15 protein-coding genes and 1 riboswitch are annotated in these 17,167 nt (G+C 57.5%); of the genes, 5 read left to right on the forward strand and 10 right to left on the reverse strand.

Features of this window, described 5'->3' with window-relative positions:
• The first annotated feature begins 52 nt into the window (after positions 1–52).
• Together CJD38_RS10120 and CJD38_RS10125 are read left to right on the forward strand one after the other, a co-directional pair.
• Complete coding sequence (locus CJD38_RS10120) at positions 53–739, forward strand: response regulator transcription factor (RefSeq protein WP_107940205.1); 687 nt, start codon at positions 53–55, stop codon at positions 737–739.
• Complete coding sequence (locus CJD38_RS10125) at positions 736–2,361, forward strand: sensor histidine kinase (RefSeq protein ID WP_107940206.1); 1,626 nt, start codon at positions 736–738, stop codon at positions 2,359–2,361. Before CJD38_RS10120 ends, CJD38_RS10125 begins: the two co-directional genes overlap by 4 nt.
• A 44-nt stretch (positions 2,362–2,405) precedes the next feature.
• Here CJD38_RS10125 and ftsX read toward each other — a convergent pair whose 3' ends face one another.
• The 10 genes from ftsX to metK all read right to left on the reverse strand — a co-directional run bounded on the left by ftsX (position 2,406) and on the right by metK (position 13,165).
• On the reverse strand, positions 2,406–3,359 hold the full coding sequence (ftsX, locus tag CJD38_RS10130; RefSeq protein ID WP_107940207.1) for a permease-like cell division protein FtsX: 954 nt from the start codon (positions 3,357–3,359) through the stop codon (positions 2,406–2,408).
• Positions 3,352–4,050 (reverse strand): cell division ATP-binding protein FtsE, encoded by a 699-nt coding sequence (ftsE, locus tag CJD38_RS10135; protein WP_107940367.1) that lies wholly within the window; start codon positions 4,048–4,050, stop codon positions 3,352–3,354. Before ftsE ends, ftsX begins: the two co-directional genes overlap by 8 nt.
• Before the next feature lie 26 nt (positions 4,051–4,076).
• A complete protein-coding gene (gene ftsY / locus CJD38_RS10140; RefSeq protein WP_107940208.1) occupies positions 4,077–5,003 on the reverse strand; it encodes a signal recognition particle-docking protein FtsY in 927 nt (308 codons plus the stop codon).
• A gap of 3 nt (positions 5,004–5,006) precedes the next feature.
• A complete protein-coding gene (gene hemL, locus CJD38_RS10145) occupies positions 5,007–6,299 on the reverse strand; it encodes a glutamate-1-semialdehyde 2,1-aminomutase (protein WP_107940209.1) in 1,293 nt (430 codons plus the stop codon).
• Positions 6,300–6,365: 66 nt separating this feature from the next.
• The gene (thiE, locus tag CJD38_RS10150; protein WP_107940210.1) at positions 6,366–7,019 is read right to left on the reverse strand and encodes a thiamine phosphate synthase; all 654 of its coding nucleotides are present in this window, start codon (positions 7,017–7,019) and stop codon (positions 6,366–6,368) included.
• Positions 7,016–7,795 carry a bifunctional hydroxymethylpyrimidine kinase/phosphomethylpyrimidine kinase gene (thiD, locus tag CJD38_RS10155; protein WP_107940211.1) on the reverse strand — a complete coding sequence of 260 codons (780 nt, stop codon included), beginning with the start codon at positions 7,793–7,795 and terminating at the stop codon, positions 7,016–7,018. The genes thiE and thiD overlap by 4 nt, the downstream gene beginning before the upstream one ends.
• A 372-nt stretch (positions 7,796–8,167) precedes the next feature.
• Positions 8,168–9,376, reverse strand: coding sequence for an NAD(P)/FAD-dependent oxidoreductase (locus CJD38_RS10160; protein WP_161554208.1), 1,209 nt, complete (start codon positions 9,374–9,376; stop codon positions 8,168–8,170).
• A complete protein-coding gene (gene metF, locus CJD38_RS10165; RefSeq protein ID WP_107940213.1) occupies positions 9,373–10,245 on the reverse strand; it encodes a methylenetetrahydrofolate reductase [NAD(P)H] in 873 nt (290 codons plus the stop codon). Before metF ends, CJD38_RS10160 begins: the two co-directional genes overlap by 4 nt.
• A 145-nt stretch (positions 10,246–10,390) precedes the next feature.
• A complete protein-coding gene (ahcY, locus tag CJD38_RS10170; protein WP_107940214.1) occupies positions 10,391–11,830 on the reverse strand; it encodes an adenosylhomocysteinase in 1,440 nt (479 codons plus the stop codon).
• Positions 11,831–11,849: 19 nt separating this feature from the next.
• Positions 11,850–11,934, reverse strand: a riboswitch (S-adenosyl-L-homocysteine riboswitch).
• Positions 11,935–11,947: 13 nt separating this feature from the next.
• The gene (gene metK, locus CJD38_RS10175; RefSeq protein WP_107940215.1) at positions 11,948–13,165 is read right to left on the reverse strand and encodes a methionine adenosyltransferase; all 1,218 of its coding nucleotides are present in this window, start codon (positions 13,163–13,165) and stop codon (positions 11,948–11,950) included.
• Between the two features lie 189 nt (positions 13,166–13,354).
• Here metK and CJD38_RS10180 point away from each other — a divergent pair, with 189 nt between their 5' ends.
• The 3 genes from CJD38_RS10180 to gap all read left to right on the forward strand — a co-directional run bounded on the left by CJD38_RS10180 (position 13,355) and on the right by gap (position 17,167).
• Positions 13,355–13,906 (forward strand): thioredoxin family protein, encoded by a 552-nt coding sequence (locus tag CJD38_RS10180; RefSeq protein ID WP_107940216.1) that lies wholly within the window; start codon positions 13,355–13,357, stop codon positions 13,904–13,906.
• A gap of 215 nt (positions 13,907–14,121) precedes the next feature.
• Complete coding sequence (gene tkt, locus CJD38_RS10185; RefSeq protein ID WP_107940217.1) at positions 14,122–16,116, forward strand: transketolase; 1,995 nt, start codon at positions 14,122–14,124, stop codon at positions 16,114–16,116.
• Positions 16,117–16,162: 46 nt separating this feature from the next.
• Entirely contained in the window at positions 16,163–17,167 is a 1,005-nt protein-coding gene (gap, locus tag CJD38_RS10190; RefSeq protein WP_107940218.1) for a type I glyceraldehyde-3-phosphate dehydrogenase, read from the forward strand.

The following is a 17,167-nucleotide window of genomic DNA, read 5'->3' on the forward strand; positions in this document are numbered from 1 at the left end:
AAATGTTGTGCAAGGTTTTGGGCTTGCAGCGCTTTGGCCTTAAGCTCTGTCCATGCAAAAAATTCTGGTAGCCGACGACGACCCTAATGTGCGCGAGGTCATTCGCTTTGCTTTGAGCAAGGCGGGTTATGCCGTGGTGTTGGCGGATAACGGCGCTATAGCGCTGAGCCAGTTCGCGCGCGAGCAACCCGCGCTACTGGTGCTGGATATTCTGATGCCAGAAATGGACGGGCTGGAAGTTTGCCGTCGACTGCGCGCAGAGCCACGCTCGGCCGCCACGCCGATCTTGTTCGTCAGCTCGCGTGATGACGAGGTCGACAAAATCATTGGTCTTGAGATGGGCGGTGATGATTATCTCGCCAAGCCTTTTTCTCCACGCGAGCTAGTCGCGCGAGTGAAGGCGATCTTGCGCCGCAGCAGCGCGCCGCGTGTGGCTGCGCCGCTGCAAGTGCACGGGCGTTTGAGTTTGAGCAGCGAACACTATCAAGCGTTTTGGGACAATCAAGAACTGGTGCTCACGCTGACTGAGTTCGGTCTGCTGCGCACCTTGCTCGCACGCCCCGGCAAAGTGTGTTCGCGTGATCATCTGATGAATGAATCTTATGAGCTGCACAAGATCGTCTCTGATCGCACGATCGACAGCCATGTTCGACGCCTGCGCCAAAAGTTTGCTGCCTTGGGTGTGGAGCCGATCGAAACGCTGCATGGCGTCGGTTATCGCTTGGGTTCTTGCACATGATGCGTCTACGACTGCGCACGGTATTGGCGAGTGTGTTCTTGCTCATCCTTGCGCTTCCGCTGACAGGTTTTCTCGCGCTGCGTATTTATGAAAGTGCGCTGGTGCGACAGACCGAGAGTGAGTTGATTGGCCAAGGCGCCATTCTGTCTGCTGCTTATGCCGCATTATTTGATCGTCACGCCACTAAAAATTTTGATTGGACTCAATACGGATTGCCGCTGCCGGTACAAGGCAAGACCAAGGCTAGCGATTACAGCAGCACGGACCCTGATCTTGCTGTGCCGACTCGTGTGTATGTGCCGCACCCTGCCAAGTTAGACCTGGCTCGTGACAGCGCACTATCGCCTGCGCCCGATCCACTACCCGCACTCACTGCGGCTGACGCACTCGCGCGTGTCACCGGCAAAGAGCTGGAGCCGGTGCTCGATCAAGCACAGCAAGTCACCCTTGCAGGCTTGCGCATCATTGCGCCCAATGGCGTCATCGTTGCGAGTACGGGTGATGACTTGGGCTTGAGCTTGCTGCAACAGCAGGAAGTAAAACGCGCACTCGCTGGTGAATTTCTCACGCTGCTGCGCGAGCGCAAACCCAGCAGCACGCCACGGCCGGGGATTGCTTCAATCAGCCGCAACACCGCGCTGCGCGTCTTCGTGGCCATGCCGATTACTCATCGCAACCGTGTGATCGGCGCCGTACTGCTCACTCGCACGCCGTCCAATCTCACCAAGGTGGTATGGGCGCGACGTGTGAAAATCGCGCAAGTGGGTGCGCTGCTATTGCTCGCCACATTAGCGCTGGCGTGGCTCACAGCCACCACGATCACTCAACCGCTGCGGCGACTTTCACAGCAAGCGCAACGCGCCCATGCAGGTGAGCGCAACGCTGTGCAACCTGCGCGGCGACGCGTGGTGCAAGAAGTGGCTGAGCTCAGCGAAACTGTTGCGGGCATGGCCGATGCGCTGCAAGCGCGCGCCGCTTACATCAAAGATTTTGCAGCTCATGTTTCTCACGAATTCAAAACGCCGCTCACTGCGATTGGCGGTGCAGCTGAGTTGTTGAAGGAGCACGGCAGTGCGATGAGTGAGACCGAGCGTGCGGGCTTTCTGAATATTATTGCCAAAGATACAGCGCGGCTCGATCAACTCACGCGTCGCTTGTTAGAACTCGCTCGTGCCGACATGGCCACGCCCAGCAAGGAGAGTTGTCTTCTCGCGCCTGTGCTGCGCACCGCTGTGCACCGCGCGCGTGAGAGCGGTCAGTTGATTGAATTGCTTGAGCCCTTGCCAGAGCAAGCCAGCTTGCCGATGAGCGCAGAATTGTTCGATTCAATTTTATCGGGCTTGTTCGACAATGCTCGTCAGCATGCGCCGGGTGCTGTGGTGACTTTGTCGTGTGAGCAAATCAAGGGGCAGCTTAATTTATTGGTGAGCGACAACGGCCCCGGAATTTCGACTGGCAATGTTGACCAAATCTTTACGCCTTTCTTCACGACGGCGCGCGCTCAGGGCAATACGGGTTTGGGTTTGGCGATTATTCGCGCGGTACTCGCCGTGCACGGCGGCAACATCGCGTTGCAGCCGGGTGATGGTGGCACGAGGTTCAAGCTGAGTTGGGTGATCTAGCGCTTCGTGATTCTCGCGAAGATGACAGCGCGCACTAATTAACTTTAGTGCGGCTCAATCTTGCTGAGATGGCGGCTCACCGTCAGGAAAGCGCCAAGCCAGCCCAGCACGATGCCAGCGCCAAACACTTGCAGCACGGCGAAGAAGGACAGACCGGAGAGCGAGAAATTGCTTTCGTAGAGTCCTGCCAAATTCTGCACAGGCCCAGTCAGTGCGGCCATGCCGACACCAACGAAAATCAGCGCGACCACGCTGCCGGTGAAACCGTACCAGAGTCCGGTATACAGAAACGGGCGACGAATAAAGCTGTTGGGTGCGCCGATCAACTTCATCACAATGATTTCTTCGCGGCGCGCTTGGATGTCGAGGCGAATGGTGTTGGCCACCGTCACAATCACGGCAAGGCTCAGCAGCACGGCAATCACCATCACGCCGCGCTGCAATAAATCGATGATGCCGTAGAGCCGCTCCAACCATTTCTGGTCGAGCTTGGCCATATCCACTTCGGGCAGATTCGACAGATCAGTCACCAGCGCATTGATCTCGTCGCGCGACTGTTTGTGCATCGGCGTTACGGTGATCACAGCTGGCAGCGGATTGTTATCGAGAATATCCAGCGCCTCGCCAAAGCCGGAGAGTTTGCGGAACTCTGCTAATGCTTGATCGCGCGAGATGTAGGTGGTGCGTGCGACGCCTGGTCGCGCATTCAGCTCACGAGCCAGATCTTTGCCGCGTTCGGCGCTGACGCTGTCTTTGAGAAATAGCGAGGACTGCGCTGCGCCTTCCCATGAATAGCTGAGCTTGTCGACGTTATTGATCAGCGCATGCAAGCCCGCGGGCAGGGCCAGTGTGATGCCGATGACCAATGCGGTCAGCAGTGTGCCTGCGGGGTTTTGCCAAAGTTTGCCGAGCGAGAAAAAGAACACGCGAGCGTGTTCTTCCAGCAGGCGCGAGAAAAATGTTTGACGACGATCGCTGCTAGCGGCTGCTCTAGGCATACGGAAAATCTCCCGCGTGGCGAACGCTGAGAGGTACCTTCATGCTGATGCGACCATGCTCAAGGTGAATCATGCGATGGGGCATTGCCTTAATCAGATCGATCGCGTGCGTTGCGACCAACACGCTGACGCCGACTTGGTTAAAGCGCTCAAAAATGCGCATCACTTCATGCGCCATTTCCGGATCGAGATTGCCAGTCGGTTCGTCAGCCAGAATCAAATCTGGCTTGGTGACCACAGCGCGTGCAATGCCGACGCGCTGTTGTTCGCCGCCGGACAGAGTCAGCGGATAAACCTTTTCTTTGTTGAGTAGATCGACCTGATCGAGCGCGGCGCGTACTTGGCGGCCGACATCACGATGCGAGTGGCCGCGAATGATCAGCGGCAATGCAACGTTGTCGAACACCGTACGATCGTTGAGCAGGTTGAAATCTTGGAACACCAAACCAAGGCGCTGGCGATAAGCCGGAATGTGTCGCGGCTTCACGCTCGCCAATGTCTGGCCGTGCACATGAACCTGTCCACGCGTGGCGCGTGCGATCAGTGCAACCAAACGCAGAATCGTTGATTTGCCTGCACCGCTGGCGCCGGTGAGAAACACCATCTCGCCCTGCTTCACGCTAAAGCTCACATGCGACAGCACATCGTGACCGCCTTCATAGCGGTGGCTGACGTCGTGAAATTGAATGATGTCCGTCATGCGTGGTGAGGTTTAGCTCAAGGGTTGATCAGTGCTTCGGCGTAGGCTTCTGCATCGAAGGGTTCAAGATCTTCGACGCCTTCACCCAGGCCAACAAATCGTACCGGTAACGCCATGCGCCGCGCGATAGCCAGCAGGATACCGCCCTTCGCCGTGCCGTCCAACTTGGTGATGGCGATGCCGGTCAAGCCGATTGCTTCATGAAACTGTAAAGCTTGCGTCAAGGCATTGCCGCCGGTGGTGGCGTCAACCACCATCAGCACTTCATGTGGCGCGTACGGATCGTGCTTCTGCACCACGCGTTTGATCTTGCGCAGTTCTTCCATCAGATGCGCTTGCGTGTGTAGACGGCCTGCGGTGTCGGCGATGACGACATCAATGCCGCGCGATTTGGCCGATTGCACGGCGTCGAAAATCACGCTGGCGGAATCGGCGCCTTCACCTTGCGACAGGATCGGTACGTCAGCGCGCTCAGCCCAAGTCGTCAGCTGTTGCACGGCGGCCGCGCGGAAAGTGTCGCCGGCTGCGAGCAGCACGGTTTTGCCTTCTTTCTTCAAGCGCGATGCGAGTTTGCCGATGGTGGTGGTTTTGCCAACGCCATTCACGCCCGCAACAAACAAAATATAAGGCTTGATGAAAGGCGGAATCACCAGCGGCTTGCTGACTGGTGAGAGCAGTTCAACCAAAAATTTCTTCAGCACTGCGCGCAACTGCTTTTCGTTTTTAACGCGACCTGCGTTGACTTCGGATTGCAGGCGTTCGATCAACCAAGTGGTGGCTTCGATGCCGGCATCAGCCATCAGCAAACGGCTTTCGAGTTCTTCGATGGCGTCATCGCGCAGCTTGTCGCCGCTGAACAAAGTGCCAAGATCGCGCGTGAGAAACGAGTCGCCCTTGTTAAGGCCCGCGCGCAGCTTGGTCAGGAATCCGCTGTTCTCAGACATCGCTTATGCAGCCTTGCATAGCGCGAAGGCTTCGCGTGCAGCATTGATCGTGGCGGTGATTTCCGCTTCGCCGTGCTTGGCGCCGACAAAACCTGCCTCAAAAGCGGAAGGTGCGAGATACACGCCGCGATCCAGCATCGCGTGGAAGAAAACTTTGAAACGATTCGCATCGCACTTCATCACATCGGCTAAGCCGCGGATCGGGCCTTCGCCGAAGTAGAGGCCGAACATGCTGCCGACTTGCGTCGTAGTGAAAGCAACGCCCGCATCTTTCGCAGCGGCTTTGAGGCCGTCAAGCAATTGCGTGGTGCTCGCTTCGAGTTGTGCGTAGAGCATGACGTTGTCGAGTTTGCGTAGTGTCGCCAAGCCGGCTGCCATTGCCAGCGGATTGCCGGACAGCGTACCTGCTTGATACACCGGACCCGCAGGCGAGAGTTTTTGCATGATGTCTTTGCGACCGCCGAAGGCACCGACCGGCATGCCGCCGCCGATGATTTTGCCGAGCGTCGTCAGATCAGGCGTGACGTCGTAGAGACCTGATGCGCCGCGAATACCCACGCGGAAGCCGGTCATCACTTCATCAAAAATCAAAACCGCGCCGTGCTGTGTGCAGAGATCGCGCAGACCTTGCAGGAAGCCGGGGGCAGGGGGAACGCAGTTCATATTGCCAGCGACAGGTTCAACGATGAGACAAGCAACGCCATCGCGATTCGCGTTGAACAGTTGAGCAACGCTAGCGAGATCGTTATACGTCGCGGTCAGCGTATGACGCGCAACATCCGCAGGCACGCCGGGTGAAGTCGGTACGCCAAACGTCAGCGCGCCAGAGCCCGCTTTCACCAGCAGCGCATCAGCGTGGCCGTGATAGCAGCCTTCAAATTTGATCAGCTTGTCGCGGCCGGTGAAGCCGCGTGCGAGGCGAATCGCCGACATCGTCGCTTCGGTGCCGCTATTGCACATGCGCACCTGTTCCATGCCTGGCACGCGATTGCACAGCAGCTCCGCCATTTCGATTTCGAGTTCAGTCGGCGCGCCGTAAGACAGGCCAATGCCGAGCTGCTTTTGCATGGCGATGAAAACATCAGTGTCCTGATGGCCGAGAATCATCGGGCCCCATGAGCCGACGTAGTCGATGTAGGACTTGCCGTCGACGTCGATGATGCGTGCGCCGAGTGCGCCTGCAATAAAGCGCGGCGTGCCGCCAACTGACTTGAACGCGCGAACCGGCGAATTAACGCCGCCCGGAATGTATTGCTGGGCGTAGTCGAACAGGGCTTCGGAGCGAGTGGTGGTCATGGCGACTGATTTGCGACAAACGGAAATGAGGCGCGATTTTACGCGCCGCGCGGGGGTAGCGGGGGCTTAAGGCTGAAACAGTTGTGCGTAATGTCGCGCTGCGGCTTCGATGTCCTTGTCGCCAAACACACCTTCAACCGCCGCCACCATGTCGGCACCGCGTGCAATCAGATCGCCCGCGTTGTGCGGCGTGACGCCGCCAATGGCGCAGATCGGAATCTGCAACTGCGGCCGCGCCAGATTGAGCAGGCTGGGCTCAGCGCCGGGCGCGTTGGGTTTGGTGCGTGAGTCGAAGAAGCGCCCAAAGGCGACATAGCTCGCACCACCGGCTTGAGCGGCGAGTGCGCGCTCAATCGAGCCCGCGCAGCTGACGCCAATCACGGCGTGGATGCCCAGCCGTTCACGCGCTGTAGCGAGTGAAGCGTCGGTATTACCGACATGCACGCCATCAGCGCCGCAATTCAACGCAAGTTCGACATCGTCATTGATGATGAACAGCGCGCCATGTTCATGACAGAGTCCGAGCAGGGTGTGGGCGTGGTTGGCGCGTACTGCGGCGCTGTTCCACTTGTCGCGGTATTGCAGCAGCCGCGCGCCGCCAGCAAGGGCTTCTTCTGCAGCAGCGAGCAGCGTTCCACCGCTGGCGCAGATTGCTTCGGAAGTAATCGCGTAGAGACCGCGCAATGCGGCCGGCGTTGGATGTGGGTGCGATGATTTCACAGGAGCCTTCCGGGAATGCTGCGACCTTGGCCGGTGCGCTGCGCGTTCTGTAGCGCGCGTTGAGTGTAGGCCTGGGCTTCGGCCAGCGCGTCGCCAACTTCGCGTCCCTGTGCCAGTAGCGCAGCAATAGACGCGGCCAGCGTGCAGCCTGCGCCGTGAAAGGTTTCAGGCAGGCGCGGCCAGCGGAAGGTCTGCGCTTCGTGCCCGACGCGGTGCCAGCTATTGACGACGTCGTCACTGGGTTCGTCGCCGCCGGTGATCAGCACATTGGCGCAGCCGGTCTCCAAGAGCGCGTCTGCGTTTTCAGCCGCGGTATCGCCAGGCGCAAGGCGACGCGCTTCTGCGGCATTCGGCGTTAGTACCGTAGTCAGGGGAAAGAGCTGGGTCTGCATCGCCATGATCGTGGCTGTGCTTGCCAGATTGCTGCCGCCGCCAGCGCGCAGGATCGGGTCTAGCACCAGCGGCACGCCAAGCGCCTGCGCAGTGCGGGCAATCACTGAAATCTGCGCCGCTTCGCCCAACAGGCCTACTTTAATCGCGCTGATCACGCTATCGCTCGACAGGGCCACGATCTGCTCGGCTAGCAGCGTCAGATCCGTGGGCACCACGCGCTCGACATTGCGGGTGTCCTGCACGGTGTGGGCCGTGATGATGGTCAGCGCGTGGCCGCCGAGCGCACCAATGGCTTCGATGTCTGCGTGGATTCCTGCGCCACCACCGGGGTCGTGACCGGAGAAGCAAAGGACGATGGGGCGTTGTGAGTGAGTTGATGACATGGCGTGAGTTTAAGGTCTTGACAGCGTCAAAAATTTATATGCGGGGTTCTATGCTTATGCACAGTAGTGGGGCGATGCCTTCAGAAACCAAGTAAAACCGACATTTTTCTGCAAGAATGCTGCAATATTTCAGTAAGTTAATGATTCCATTAACGAAATCGGCCTGATTATAAACTGGCCTCGGCGGAAAAAAGTTCGACGCAGCCGCTACTTAGCGAATTCTGCTCATCATTGTCCACACAGTTATCCACAGATTTTGTGAATATTGGCACCTTTCTTATACCTGGCATGCACTTAGCGTTAATTCTTAAGGTAAACGAGAGCTTTTGACGCACGCTTTTTGGAGGAGCCGCATCGGGTAATTTTGCGCAGTTAGTTTGTGGGTTGTGGGCGCAGCAATACTTTCAATAGACGTTTTGCGGTCGGCAGTGATGGCGCGGTGTGCCCACCCAGCAAGCTCCCAACCAGGCGCATTTTCAAATCAGGCCGCGCCATCGCGCCCAGCGCCAAGGTCGAAACGCCCCAAGGCGTGCGACACCAATCGCGCAGGCGTTGGCTGAACAGAAAGAGTTTGTCGTATTCGGCATGCAGTGCGGCGGCATAGGCGGCCGAATCTTCCACGCCCGTTTGCAGGGCGCGGATCGCGTGGGTGGCGGCGACATGGCCGGATTCCAGCGCGTAATCGATGCCTTCGCCGGTCAGTGGGTTCACCAAGCCTGCGGCTTCTCCCGCAATCAGCATGCGCGGGGCGCTGAGTGGCGACTGCAAGAAATCCCAACGGAGCGGAAAATTCTTGGGTGGCGCGATGGGTTTTGCACCCTTGAGGATCACTTGCGCGGGCTTGCTCGATAAATAGCGCGCTAGGTCTTCACTGAGCGACTGATCACGACGGCGATGCTCTAGCCCGATGCCGACATTGGCCAGACCATTGCCCGCAGGGAAAATCCAGCCATAGCCCGGCAGCGTGCTGCGGCCAAAATGCAGATGCCAGGTGTCTTGCTGATCAAGGCCTTCCAGATACTGGCGCGAGGCCACCATCATTTCCGGCTTGCGTGCGAGCAGACGCATGCGTTGTGCGAGTGCGAGATGCGCGCCGGTGGCGAGAATCGCGAGACGCGCGCGCAGTGATTGCTCACCGCTCGATGTTTTGATTTTCAGCGTGATGCCACTGTCATCGGCATCCCAGTGCGTGACTTCCTGCTGTGTGCGCAACTCAGCACCAGCCGCGACCGCGCGTTCAACCAGCAGCATGTCCAACTGCAAACGTGGCAGCACATAAGCGTAATCCGGAAATCCGGGCGCGCCTTTGAGTTGTGCGACAACGCGACCGAGTGGCGCGGTCATTTGGAATTGATGAATGCGCGCGCCGCGCTTTTGCACTTCTTCTTCAAGCCCAAGCTTTTGCAACTCAAGCACTGCGCGCGCGGTCAGGCCGTCGCCACAAATTTTGTCGCGAGGAAATTCGGATTTATCGAGGAGTACAACGCGCAAGCCTGCGCGCGCAGCGTGAAATGCCGCAGCAGCGCCGGCTGGGCCGGCGCCGATGACGGCTAGATCGTAAGTGACTGCAGCGTTGCTCAAGTGTTTGCGGAAGTGACTGGAACGGGAAGTCCCAGATTCTTCCACAAACGCAGCGTGGCTTCAGATTGATTGAGCGTATAGAAGTGAATACCGGGGCAGCCGTTGTCGAGTAGCGTGCGCGACAAGCGGGTGACGACATCCAAACCAAAATCCTGCAGCGCCTGCTTGTCGTCCTGATACTGCTCAAGACGCAAACGTACCCAGCGCGGAATCTCAGCGCCGCAAGCGGCAGAGAAACGCGTGAGCTGCGCATGGTTGGTGATCGGCATGATGCCGGCCACGATTGGAATCTTGATGTTGGCTTTCTGGCAGCGCTCGACGAAATCGAAATAGCTGTCGGCGTTGTAAAAGTACTGCGATACAGCAACGCTTGCGCCTGCTTCCACCTTGCGGCGGAAGTTTTCGAAGTCGGCTTCTGGGCTCGGTGCTTGCGGATGCGTTTCCGGATACGCAGCAACTTCCAGATGAAAATAATCGCCATGCAATTCACGAATGAAGCTGACCAGTTCATTGGCATAACGCAATTCGCCCGGTGCGCTGGTGTCCATCGCGGTCGCAGGCAAATCACCACGTAGCGCAACGATGCGGCGAATGCCCGCAGCGCGATACTTGTCGAGCAGTGATTTGATGTTTTCGCGTGTGGATCCAACGCAGGTGAGATGCGGTGCGCCTTCAATGCCGGTCTGCTTGATGACGCGCATTACGGTTTCGTAGGTGCCGTCTTGTTCAGAGCCGCCAGCGCCGTAAGTGACCGAAAAATATTGCGGCTTGAGTGCAGCGAGTTTTTCGATAACCGCAGGAAGTTTCGCCGCGCCCTCTGGAGTGCGCGGTGGAAACAACTCGAATGAAAATGAAACTTCTTGTGTCATCGCGACAAACTCAATCGTAGGGTGGGTTAGCCGCATCGCGGCGTAACCCACCATCTTCACGAAAGGCGGGCTACGCGACGAAGCCGCTAACCCGCCCTACATTTCCTATTCGTCATCCCCGCCTTCGCGGGGATGACGTTATTGCTTAGTAACGATAATGCTCAGGCTTGTACGGGCCTTCAACTGGCACGCCGAGGTAAGCGGCCTGATCTGCAGTGAGCTTGGTCAGCTTCACGCCGATCTGCTCAAGGTGCAGCGCGGCGACTTCTTCGTCGAGCTTCTTCGGCAAGCGATACACGGTCTTTTCGTACGTGTCCTTGTTCTTCCAGAGGTCGATCTGTGCAAGTGTCTGGTTGGAGAAGGAGTTGCTCATCACGAACGCCGGGTGACCGTTGGCGCAACCGAGATTCACCAAGCGACCTTCAGCAAGAATGTAGATGCTCTTGCCGCCGGGGAAGGTGTAGTGGTCGACCTGTGGCTTGATGTTCATCTTGACCACGCCGGCTTCGGCGTTCAGACGATCCATCTGAATTTCGTTGTCGAAGTGACCAATGTTGCAGACCAGCGCGTTGTGCTTCATCGCCTTCATGTGATCGAGGGTGATGATGTCTTTGTTGCCGGTGGTGGTGACGTAAATGTCAGCCAAGCCGAGCGAGTCTTCAACGGTGGTGACCTGGAAGCCTTCCATCGCAGCCTGCAGCGCATTGATAGGATCGATTTCCGTGACGATCACGCGAGCGCCGAGGCCGCGCAGCGAGTGCGCAGAACCTTTACCGACGTCGCCGTAACCGCAAACGACAGCAACCTTGCCAGCGATCATCAGATCGGTCGCGCGCTTGATGCCGTCAGCCAGTGATTCACGGCAGCCGTAAAGGTTGTCGAACTTCGACTTGGTAACCGAGTCGTTCACGTTGATGGCAGGAACGAGCAGCTTGCCCGCTTCCATCATCTGATACAGACGATGCACGCCCGTGGTGGTTTCTTCCGAAACACCGCGCCAGTCTTTAACCACGCGCGTCCAGAAGCCAGGACGTTCCTTGGCGACTTTCTTCAGCAGGTCTTTGATGACTTTGATTTCGTGGTTGTCGCTAGGCGTATCAACCCACTTGTCGCCGTGCTCCAACTCGTAGCCTTTGTGAATCAGCAAGGTCACGTCGCCGCCGTCATCAACAACGAGTTCAGGGCCGGTGAGCGTGCCATCAGGCAGCGTGTGCGTGATGCTGTCGAGTGCCAGATCCCAATACTCTTCCAGTGACTCGCCTTTCCATGCGAACACTGGCGTGCCAGCGGCAGCAACCGCAGCAGCAGCGTCATCAGAGGTCGAGAAAATGTTGCAGGAAGCCCAACGCACGGATGCGCCGAGATGGCCGAGCGTTTCCAGCAGCACGGCGGTTTCCTTGGTCATGTGCAGCGAGCCGGTCAGACGCACGCCTTTCAGCGGCTTCAGCGGTGCGTACTTGGCGCGGATCGACATCAGGCCTGGCATTTCTTCTTCTGCCATGACGATGCGCTTGCGGCCGAATTCGGCCAGAGAAATGTCACGGACCTTGTAGTCGGTGAAGTTAGATTTAAGAACTGCGTTCATGCGATCGCTCCAGAGTTTTCAGGAACGGGCGCCGTTACAACGGATTTGGGAAAACCCCGTCGAGCCTGGCCCACCTTGCGTGGGTCGCAGCGCCCCTCGACGGGGTCACTTCATTGCTTACTTAAACTTTTTTGCGTCGGCTGCGAGCGCTTCGGCCTTGTCCGTCTTCTCCCACGAGAATGCGGTGTAGGTCTTGCCGTCAGCGCCTTTGATCTCAAACGGCTTGCGGCCGAAGTGACCGTAGGAAGCCGTCATCTGATACATCGGGTGGATCAGGTCGAGCATCTTGATGATGCCGCCCGGACGCAGGTCGAAATTGCGACGCACGAGTTTTTCAATCGCGGTGTCGCTGATCTTGCCGGTGCCGAAGGTGGTGACCATGATCGAAGTGGGTTCTGCAACGCCGATGGCGTAGCTGATCTGAACTTCGCAACGATCTGCGATGCCGGAAGCAACGATGTTCTTGGCAACGTAGCGCGCAGCGTATGCAGCCGAACGGTCAACCTTGGAAGGATCCTTGCCCGAGAATGCGCCGCCACCGTGACGTGCCCAACCGCCGTACGAGTCAACGATGATCTTACGGCCGGTGAGACCGCAATCGCCCACTGGGCCGCCGATCACGAAGTTGCCGGTCGGGTTGATGTGGAACTTGGTCGCCTTGGTCAGCCACTTTGCGGGCAACACAGGCTTGATGATTTCTTCCAACACGGCTTCGCGCAGATCTTTCAGCTTGATGTCTGGATCGTGCTGCGTCGACAACACAACGGCGTCGATGCCGACGACTGCGTCATCTTTGTAGCGCAGCGTGATCTGGCTCTTTGCGTCTGGGCGCAGCCATGAAAGGCCGCCCTTCTTCGCTTTGCGAATCTTGGCCTGCTGCTCAACGAGGCGATGCGCGTAGAAAATCGGCGCAGGCATCAAGGTGGCGGTTTCGTTGCAGGCGTAGCCGAACATCAGGCCCTGGTCGCCAGCGCCGATGTCTTCAGCTGCTTTTGCTTTCTTGCTGGTGCCGTCAACGCCCATGGCGATGTCAGGCGACTGCTTGCCGATGATGTTGATCACGCCGCAGGTGTGGCCGTCGAAGCCGACTTCGGTGTTGCTGTAGCCGATGCCATTGATGACGCCGCGCGCAATCGCGTCAACGTCAAAGTTGGCGGTGGTGGTGACTTCGCCAGCGAGCACGGCAACGCCGGTCTTCACCAACGTTTCGCAAGCAACGCGTGCACGAGGGTCCTGCGCAAGAATCGCGTCAAGAATCGCGTCAGAAATCTGATCCGCCATTTTGTCCGGATGGCCTTCGGAAACGGACTCGGAGGTAAAGAGATATTCGCTCACGGCATGAACCTCAAAAATAAGGATTGAAGAAAGCGCGCCGGACGGATGTTCCCTTGCGCTGATGATCTGTCTATACGGATGAACGGATATTCTAGATGAATCCCCGGGCCGGGGCCAGACTTTTTAACGGTGCTTAACCTAGCCCATCTCCAGCCTTTAAGCTGGAGCCTCAAATCTTTAGGGCCCCCTATGCCAACCCCTTCAGCGATGCTGCCTTTGGGCACTTTGGCCCCTGATTTCCAGCTGCCAGACACGGTTTCGGGCCAAAACTTAAGCCTTGCGGACGTGCGCGGCAGGCAGGCCACCGTCGTCATGTTCACCTGCAATCATTGCCCTTATGTGAAACATGTTGAGAGCGAGATGGTTCGGCTGGCTGCGGACTATCAGCCGCGCGGAGTGGGATTCGCCGCGATCAGTAGCAATGACGTCACCCGTTATCCCGAAGACGGCCCAGCAGAGATGGCCGAAGTTGCTCGCCAGCAGGGCTATACGTTTCCGTATCTCTACGATGAGTCGCAGGATGTGGCGCGCGCGTATTCCGCAGCCTGCACCCCAGATTTTTATGTTTTCGATGAGCAACTGCGCTGTGTCTATCGCGGTCGGCTTGATGATTCCACGCCGGGCAATAAAAAGCCCTTAAGTGGCGCAGATTTGCGCGCGGCGCTCGATGCGGTACTGGGTGACGGTGTTGTCTCTGGTGATCAATTTCCGAGTTATGGCTGCAGTATTAAATTCCGCTGAGAATCGGATCGGTTGGCCCGGAACCTAGGTGCACAAAGGCACGCAGGGCATGCGCAATGTTTTATTTATAATTCTTAAGAAAAATAAATTAAATAATTAATCACTATTCTGGATTAGTAAAAATGCGGACTAATTCACGTGTTCCTTGCTCCCGAGCGCCTTAAAAAGGAAAATACGCGCCCTTATTTGCCGCCTCAGCACCGAGCCATAGCCCGATGCATACCCGTACTGACCTCGCCAACGCGATCCGCGCCCTTTCAATGGACGCAGTCCAAAAGGCCAATTCTGGCCACCCCGGTATGCCGCTGGGCATGGCTGATATCGCGGAGGTTTTGTGGAACGACTTCCTTTCGCACAATCCAACGGACCCAACCTGGGCTAACCGCGACCGCTTCGTGGTCAGCAATGGTCACGGTTCGATGCTGGTGTACTCGCTGTTGAATCTGTCTGGTTATGACTTGCCGATGGAAGAGCTGAAGAACTTCCGTCAGCTGCACAGCAAAACCGCAGGCCATCCGGAATACGGCATCACGCCGGGCGTTGAGACCACCACCGGTCCACTCGGTCAAGGCATTGCGAACGGTGTCGGCATGGCGATTGCTGAACGCGTGCTGGCAGCAAAATTTAATCGCGATGGTTTGAACATCGTTGACCATTACACCTACGTCTTCACCGGCGATGGTTGCTTGATGGAAGGCATCAGCCACGAAGCTTGCTCGCTCGCAGGCACGCTTGGCCTCAACAAACTCGTCGTGCTGTATGACGACAACAACATCTCGATCGATGGCGAAGTGCACGGCTGGTTCCGTGACAACACGCCAGATCGTTTTGAATCCTACGGCTGGCAGGTTGTGCGTAATGTTGATGGCCACAAAGCCAAAGACATTAAGGCCGCTATCGAAACCGCACGCGTTTCGAAAGACAAGCCAACGCTGATCTGCTGCAAAACCGTGATCGGTTTTGGTTCGCCTAACAAGCAGGGCAAAGAAAGCTCACACGGCGCTCCGCTGGGCGACGCTGAAATTGCACTCGCACGCGCACAGCTCAACTGGCCGCACGCGCCGTTCGAAATTCCTGCTGATATTCGCAAGGGTTGGGATGCACGCGAGAAAGGCAAAGCTGCGCAACAGGCTTGGAACAATGTGTTCAAGTCCTACGCCGCCAAATATCCAGAAGACGCCACAGAATTCACGCGCCGCATGAAGGGCGAGCTGCCGGCTGATTGGGCTGACACTGCCAAAGCGATGATCGCTGAAGCGGCTGCTGCTGATAAGCCAGTCGCAACGCGTAAATCATCCAAGTTCGCACTCGATGCAATTGCCGCGAAGTTGCCAGAACTGTTTGGCGGTTCGGCAGATCTCACCGAATCCAACTGCACGGATTTCAAAGGTTACAAAGTCATCAAGCCGGGCGATTTCTCGGGCAACTACATCAGCTACGGCGTGCGCGAGTTCGGCATGTCGGCCGCGATCAACGGCATCGTGTTGCACGGTGGCTTGCTGCCATTCGGCGGCACCTTCCTGACCTTCTCCGACTACGCCCGCAATGCACTTCGCATGGCGGCGTTGATGAAGATCGGCAGCATCTTCGTTTACACGCATGACTCGATTGGCTTGGGCGAAGACGGCCCGACGCACCAATCGGTTGAGCACATTTCCAGCCTGCGCTTGATTCCGAATCTGCAAACCTGGCGTCCAGCCGATCAGTTTGAATCGGCGATTGCCTGGGCTTGCGCAATTGAACGTCGCAACGGACCAACCGCATTCGCGCTGTCACGTCAGAACCTCAACCCGCAGCCCCATCCGCAGGCGCATTTTGAAAATGCACGTCGCGGTGGTTACGTGTTGCTGGAACCAGCAACCGCGCCGAAGGCCATCATCATCGCAACGGGCTCAGAAGTTCAGCTCGCTGTTGATGCCGCCAAGAAATTGATTGAAGCCGGCACCGCAGTTCGCGTGGTGTCGATGCCTTGCGCTGAATTGTTCTTGCAGCAAGACGCGGCGTATCGCGATTCCGTTCTGCCGAAGGGCAGCAAGCGTCTCGCTGTTGAAGCAGGCGTGAGCATCTACTGGCGCGGCTTTGTGGGCGACAATGGTGACGTGCTCGGCGTAGACACCTACGGCGAATCCGCACCCGCCAGCGCAGTGTTCAAGCATTTTGGTTTTACCGTCGACAACGTGATCGCGAAAGTAAACGCGCTGATCGGCTAATTCGATTTATCACACCCAGGCATCTAGCTCTTTTGAGGAAACGACAATGGCAGTGAAAGTAGGTATCAACGGCTTCGGCCGCATCGGCCGCAACGTGTTGCGCGCAGCAGTTCAGAACTTTGCTAACGACATCGAAATCGTCGCGATCAACGATCTGCTCGACCCTGACTACCTCGCTTATATGCTGCAGTACGATTCCGTACATGGCCGCTTCAAAGGCGACATCGCTGTGAAAGACGGCGCGCTGTTCATCAACGGAAAGAAGATCCGCCTGACGCAGGAACGCGATCCTGCAAACCTGAAGTGGAACGAAGTCGGCGCCGATATCGTTATCGAATCGACCGGCCTGTTCCTCGACAAGCCAACCGCGCAGAAGCATCTCGATGCAGGCGCGAAGAAAGTCATTCTCTCGGCTCCTTCGAAAGATGACACCCCGATGTTCGTCTACGGCGTTAACGACAAGACCTACAACGGCGAAGCGATCATCTCGAACGCTTCTTGCACCACCAACTGCTTGGCGCCTCTCGCTAAAGTTCTGCATGACAAGTGGGGCATCAAGCGTGGCCTGATGACCACCGTGCACGCCACCACCGCAACGCAGAAAACGGTTGACGGTCCTTCGGCAAAAGACTGGCGCGGCGGCCGCGGCATTCTGGAAAACATCATTCCTTCCAGCACCGGCGCTGCCAAGGCTGTGGGCGTGGTGATTCCTTCACTCAACAAGAAGCTCACCGGTATGTCCTTCCGCGTGCCGACTTCCGACGTCTCGGTTGTGGACCTCACCGCTGAACTCGAAAAGCCAGCAACGTACGAAGAGATCAAGGCCGAAATGAAGGCGCAGTCGGAAGGCGCACTCAAGGGCATTCTCGGCTACACCGAAGACAAAGTGGTCGCTACCGATTTCCGTGGCGATGCACGCACCTCGATCTTCGATGCAGACGCAGGCATCGCGCTCGACGGCACCTTCGTCAAGCTGATCAGCTGGTACGACAACGAGTGGGGCTACTCCAACAAGTGCCTCGAAATGGTACGCGTGGTTGCCGCGAAGTAA

The organism is Stenotrophobium rhamnosiphilum (assembly GCF_003052265.1).
Taxonomy (GTDB): Bacteria; Pseudomonadota; Gammaproteobacteria; order Nevskiales; family Nevskiaceae; genus Stenotrophobium; species Stenotrophobium rhamnosiphilum.